This window comes from uncultured Campylobacter sp. (assembly GCF_938045225.1).
In the GTDB taxonomy this organism is placed as follows: Bacteria; Campylobacterota; Campylobacteria; order Campylobacterales; family Campylobacteraceae; genus Campylobacter_A.
In genome coordinates this window covers 1-4,782 of the sequence record NZ_CALINL010000281.1, presented here as the reverse complement: position 1 = coordinate 4,782, position 4,782 = coordinate 1, and the positions used below count along the sequence as shown (strand labels likewise).

Here is a 4,782-nt window from a genome sequence, read left to right as displayed (position 1 = left end):
CACCTTATTTTTTAATATTAAATTTATTAATTCATAATTATTATCTTTTAATAAAATATTCGAGCATTGCGATTTCATAGCTGTAAATTTTGATTTGTCAGCCAAAATCGTATTACTGTTTTTTATATCAAAAAGCTTAATCAAATGGTACTCTTTATTTTTTCCAATACCTACAATTTTAGCGACACACTTAAATGTTTCTTTGCGTATAACATAGATAAAGACAATATCACTTATCTTAAATTTACTATGGTACTGATTCCAGGATACATGCCTTAAAAAGCTTAGAGACTCTGCTTGTTGTTTATCATATGTTTTTAATAAAAAATATGACATTTTATTATTCCCCTTGATTAAAAATTTTATAAATATAATTATACCCAACAAGTATTGTCAATCAAAATAATCCAAAAATATATTAGACATTGCAAATTTTCAGCAAGTACGGCGTCAAATTTACCGCTATAGGCTCACCCTACTCGCCCAGCTTCTGCGCTAATTTTTCCCAAAGCTCGCTTAGGCCTAGGATATCGTTGTGTCCGGCATTTAGCTCGTAAATTTTATCTCCGGGCTTTAGAAATTTAAGCAGCCTGCGCGAATTATCCACGCCGATTAGCTCGTCGTGCTCGCCGTGAAATATCGTCACCGGCCCGCCAAAACCGCCGACAAACTCAAACGTAGGGATTTTGTATTTGATTAAAAATTTCGGCACGAACGGCATTTTCTCCCGCGCTAGCTCCTCTAGGCTGAAATAAGGCGCGATCAAAACTAGCCGCTTAGCGCCGTATTTTTGCGCCGCGCGAGCCGCTAGCCCGCTACCCACCGAATAGCCCAGCGCCGTAACCTCGCCTGCGTCATACTCCCGCAAAACCGCCTGCATCATCGCGTCCGCATCCGCATAAAGCTGCTCCTGCGAGCCTATCTCGCCGCCGCTTTTGCCGTAGCCTCGGTAGTCAAACAGGTAAAAATCATAGCCCAAATCCGTAAAATACCGCGCATACTTGCCCCAGCCTTGCAGATTGCCCGCATTGCCGTGGAAAAATATCGCCGCGCCGTTTTTCGCTTTTCGTTCGCCGTTTGCATCGCGTGCATCGCCGTAAATTTGCCCGCCGTCCCTACTCTGCGCTAAAAACTTAAGGCCGCTTATCCACGTGCCCTCCGCGTCTAGTCTGATCTCCTCAAACGGCTGATCAAAGCTAAAATCATAGTTTGGCTCAAGCTTGCTCGGGAAAAATATCAGCCTCTCTTGAAAAAAATAAAGTAGCGCCAAAAGCGCGATATATAGGATCAAAACTATAATGCCAAGCCGTAAAATTAAGTTCATTTTCGCCTTTCAAATTTATCTGCGCCGGATTTTCTCCGCTCAAAAAATATCCTAACCCTCTCGCCGCTCTGGCTTCCGAATTTCTCCCGCGCCGCGAGCCTGATCTCTCCAGCTAGCCGCTCGAAATAGCCGTCATCTCCAAATAGATAAATTTGCTTATAAAGCGGCAAAAGCGCGGGGAAATTTCGCCCGATAAAGGATAAAATTTTATCGCGGAAATTTGGATAGAGATTTAGCCTATCAAACCAAATTTCATCCGCCGCGTCGCCGTAGCGGGATATGATATCAAAAACGGGCGTGATCTGCGGGAAAATCGGCGCGACGAATATATAGGTTTTCACTCCCGCGGCGCGCAGTTTTTTTATCGCTGCGATCCTTGCGGCTACGGAGCTCGCGCGAGGCTCGAGCATACGGCGTAAGCTTTCGTCTACCACGCTCAAACTCACGCCTACGCGGACGTTTGACATGGTTTGCAGCAGGTCTATATCGCGCGTCACGAGGCTTGATTTGGTTAAAATTTGCAGGTTTATATCCGAGCCCGCAACCGCCTCGAGGACTTTACGCGTAGCACCAAAGCGCGCCTCGTACGAATTATAGCAGTCGGTGACCGAGCTCATAAATACGCGCTCGTCGCCGCGCAAGCCTGCAAATTTAACTAGGCTCGCCGCATCAAAATCCTTCACATTTGAGCAAAAACAATTCAATTGCAAGAAAATCCGGCTCCTCCGGCATATCGTTGGCACACTGATACATAATCACATACAGAGACAGTCAACGCCAACAACAAGCCGTTCATGGACTTCCGCAGGCGCCCATCGAGATTCCACACCGCCATCCTGGCGTGGCTGCTCGTGGCCCTCGCGTCTTCCCTGCTGTCGCCGCTGGTGCAGCGCATACCGGCCGGCGATGTTGAAACCGTCATCCTCTGTCACGGCAATGGCGGCTTCACCCGAATCGTCCTCTCGAGCGACGATTCCGATGCCCCTTCCGCCCCGCCAGCAGACGCACGCTGCTGCCCGTTCTGCCTGTCCTCCCCCATGCCGGCCCTGGCGCCGGCGCAGGCTTTTCCCTCTTCCACGGCATGGCGGCACATCCTGCATGCCGTCGCCCCTCATGGCCACACGGCCACGCTCGCCCTCCATTACGGCTCACGCGGACCCCCTGCCGCATTGATGCCTGCCTGATCGCTGCACGAAGCGATCCCCCACAGCGACGGATCCCCGTCGCGCAGTCATCCTTGCCCGCACCGGCAGCACCCAATCCGTGCGCCGGTACCTTGCCTTTCGGCAGAGCCCATCATGAGCATTCCGCGTCTTCCCATCAAACCCTTCGTCATGCCCGCGCTGCTGTTGCTGCCCGTCCTGCCAGCGCACGCCATCCAGTCCCTGGATCCCGTCACCGTGCGCCCGGCCGAACAGGAAGGGCTTCAACAAGCCCCATCTGCCGGATCGCGCCTGGGACTGTCCATCCAGAACACGCCCGCCAGCGTCGACGTGATCTCCCGCGAGCGGATCGACGCGCGCGGCGACACCACCGTCAACAAAGCCACCGCGCGCGCCACTGGCTTCAGCAGTCTGGCCCATCCGGGCAACAGCGGCAGCGACCTCTCGGTGCGAGGCTTCACCGGAAGCAGCTCCGTCATGCAGCTCTACGACGGCGTGCGTCAGTATGGAGGCCTCGGCGTCAGCTATCCCTTCCACGCCTGGGCCGTCGAACGGATCGAAGTCCTCCGGGGCCCGGCCTCCGTCATCGACGGTGATGGCGCCATTGGCGGCGTCGTCAACGTCGTCCCCCGCAAGCCACGCCAGGGCGCGATCCGCCACGAAATCCGGGCAGGCATCGGCAACCGGGGACAACGGTCGCTGGACTTCGACAGCAGCGGCTCGATCAGCGAACGCCTGGCCTACCGGCTTGACGCCAGCACCGAACGCGGTGACGGCTGGGTGGACCGCGGCAAGCACAGCAGCCAGGGACTGACCGGCGCCCTGCAATGGCAGTTCCTGCCCCGCTGGCAACTGCAGCTGAGCCACGCCGAAGGCCGCCGCAAGCCCATGCGCTACTTCGGTGTCCCGCTGATCGACGGAAAGCCCCTGGACGCCCTGCACCGCACCAACTACAACGTCCATGATGCCCGCATCACCTTCCGTGACCATTGGAGCGAACTGACGCTGCAGGGCTCCCCCAGCGACAACATCGCCGTTCGCAGCCGCCTCTATCACATCCGCAGCAATCGCCTGTGGTTCGACGCCGAGAACTACACCTGGGATGCGGCCCTCCAGCAGATCCGCCTGGCCGGCGACACCGCCATCCGCCACCACCAGAAACAGACCGGCAACACCACCGACGTGACCTTCGACAGCAAGCTGCTGGGCATGGACAACACCATCTCGGCCGGCTTCGACCTCAATCACAGCAGCCTGCAGCACGACAACAATACCTACAGCGGCAACCCGCGCTACGTGAGCCTGCTGTCTCCCGAGACAGGCTTCTTCGACAGCGATCTCCCCTTCATTCCCCGTTACCGGAACACCGCCGACCAGTACGCCCTGTTCGTCGAGGATCGGCTGGCTGTCACCGGGCAGCTGTCCCTCGTGGCCGGCCTGCGTCATGACCGCGTCCGCATCCGCCGCGACGACCTGATCACCGGAAGTCGCGCCTTCAGCCGTACCTGGAACAGCACCGGCCACCGCCTGGGCGCTGTCTATGCGCTGACCCCGACCCTGTCCGTCTACGCGCAGCACAGCCGGGCCGCCGACCCCTCCACCGCCCCGCTGATGATGAGCGCCAGCGGCGCCAAGGCCGACATGACGATCGGCCGGCAGATCGAAGTGGGCATCAAGCAGTCGCTGCCCCAGCAGCGTGGCGAATGGACCCTGGCCGCCTACAACATCACCAAGCACAACCTGCAAAGCCGTGACCCGGCCAACCCCGAGAACAGCCTCCAGGTCGGCAAGCAGAGCTCCCGCGGCATCGAAGGTACCCTGTCGCTGGCACTGTCCTCCACCCTGAGGCTGGATGCCGACGCCACCGTCCTGCGTGCCCGTTATGACGACTTCAACGACGCTGTCGATGGCGCCATCGTCTCACGCAGCGGCAACACCCCGCCCGACGTGCCCGAGCGACTGGCCAACCTGTGGCTGAGCTGGCAGATGCTCCCGCAGTGGACGCTGGCGGGCGGCGCGCGTCACGTCGGCAAGCGCCACGCCAACCGGGCCAACGACCTGACGCTGCCCGCCTTCACCACGGCGGATCTGGCCCTGAAATGGCAGCCCTCCGACGCCACCACCCTGGCGCTGCATGGGCACAACATCTTCAACCGCCACTACTACAGCACCGTCTACTACAACGAGAAACAGTGGTTCGTCGGTGAGTCGCGCCGCGTGCTGTTCACCATCGACCATCGGTTCTGACACAAGCAGACCTCGGTCATTCCCCCGGCCCCCCGGCCGGGGGCCTGC

The 4,782-nt window shown here is 57.2% G+C and carries 4 protein-coding genes; 1 reads left to right on the top strand and 3 read right to left on the bottom strand.

Annotated features, from left to right (window positions below; all coding sequences use genetic code 11):
* The 3 genes from Q0200_RS10075 to Q0200_RS10065 all read right to left on the bottom strand — a co-directional run.
* On the bottom strand, positions 1-336 hold a 336-nt coding region (locus Q0200_RS10075), incomplete at its 3' end, for a hypothetical protein (protein WP_297940854.1).
* A gap of 139 nt (positions 337-475) precedes the next feature.
* On the bottom strand, positions 476-1,324 hold the full coding sequence (locus Q0200_RS10070; RefSeq protein WP_297940853.1) for an alpha/beta fold hydrolase: 849 nt from the start codon (positions 1,322-1,324) through the stop codon (positions 476-478).
* Positions 1,321-2,034 carry a radical SAM protein gene (locus tag Q0200_RS10065; protein WP_297940851.1) on the bottom strand — a complete coding sequence of 238 codons (714 nt, stop codon included), beginning with the start codon at positions 2,032-2,034 and terminating at the stop codon, positions 1,321-1,323. Before Q0200_RS10065 ends, Q0200_RS10070 begins: the two co-directional genes overlap by 4 nt.
* Positions 2,035-2,622: 588 nt before the next feature.
* Here Q0200_RS10065 and Q0200_RS10060 point away from each other — a divergent pair.
* Positions 2,623-4,734 carry a TonB-dependent receptor gene (locus tag Q0200_RS10060; RefSeq protein ID WP_297940849.1) on the top strand — a complete coding sequence of 704 codons (2,112 nt, stop codon included), beginning with the start codon at positions 2,623-2,625 and terminating at the stop codon, positions 4,732-4,734.
* Positions 4,735-4,782 lie beyond the last annotated feature (48 nt).

Bases quoted from the DNA above. Each gene is read 5' to 3' on its own strand.
- Q0200_RS10060 (WP_297940849.1), top strand. From the start codon at position 2,623: ATGAGCATTCCGCGTCTTCCCATCAAACCCTTCGTCATGCCCGCGCTG.
- Q0200_RS10070 (WP_297940853.1), bottom strand. From the start codon at position 1,324: ATGAACTTAATTTTACGGCTTGGCATTATAGTTTTGATCCTATATATC.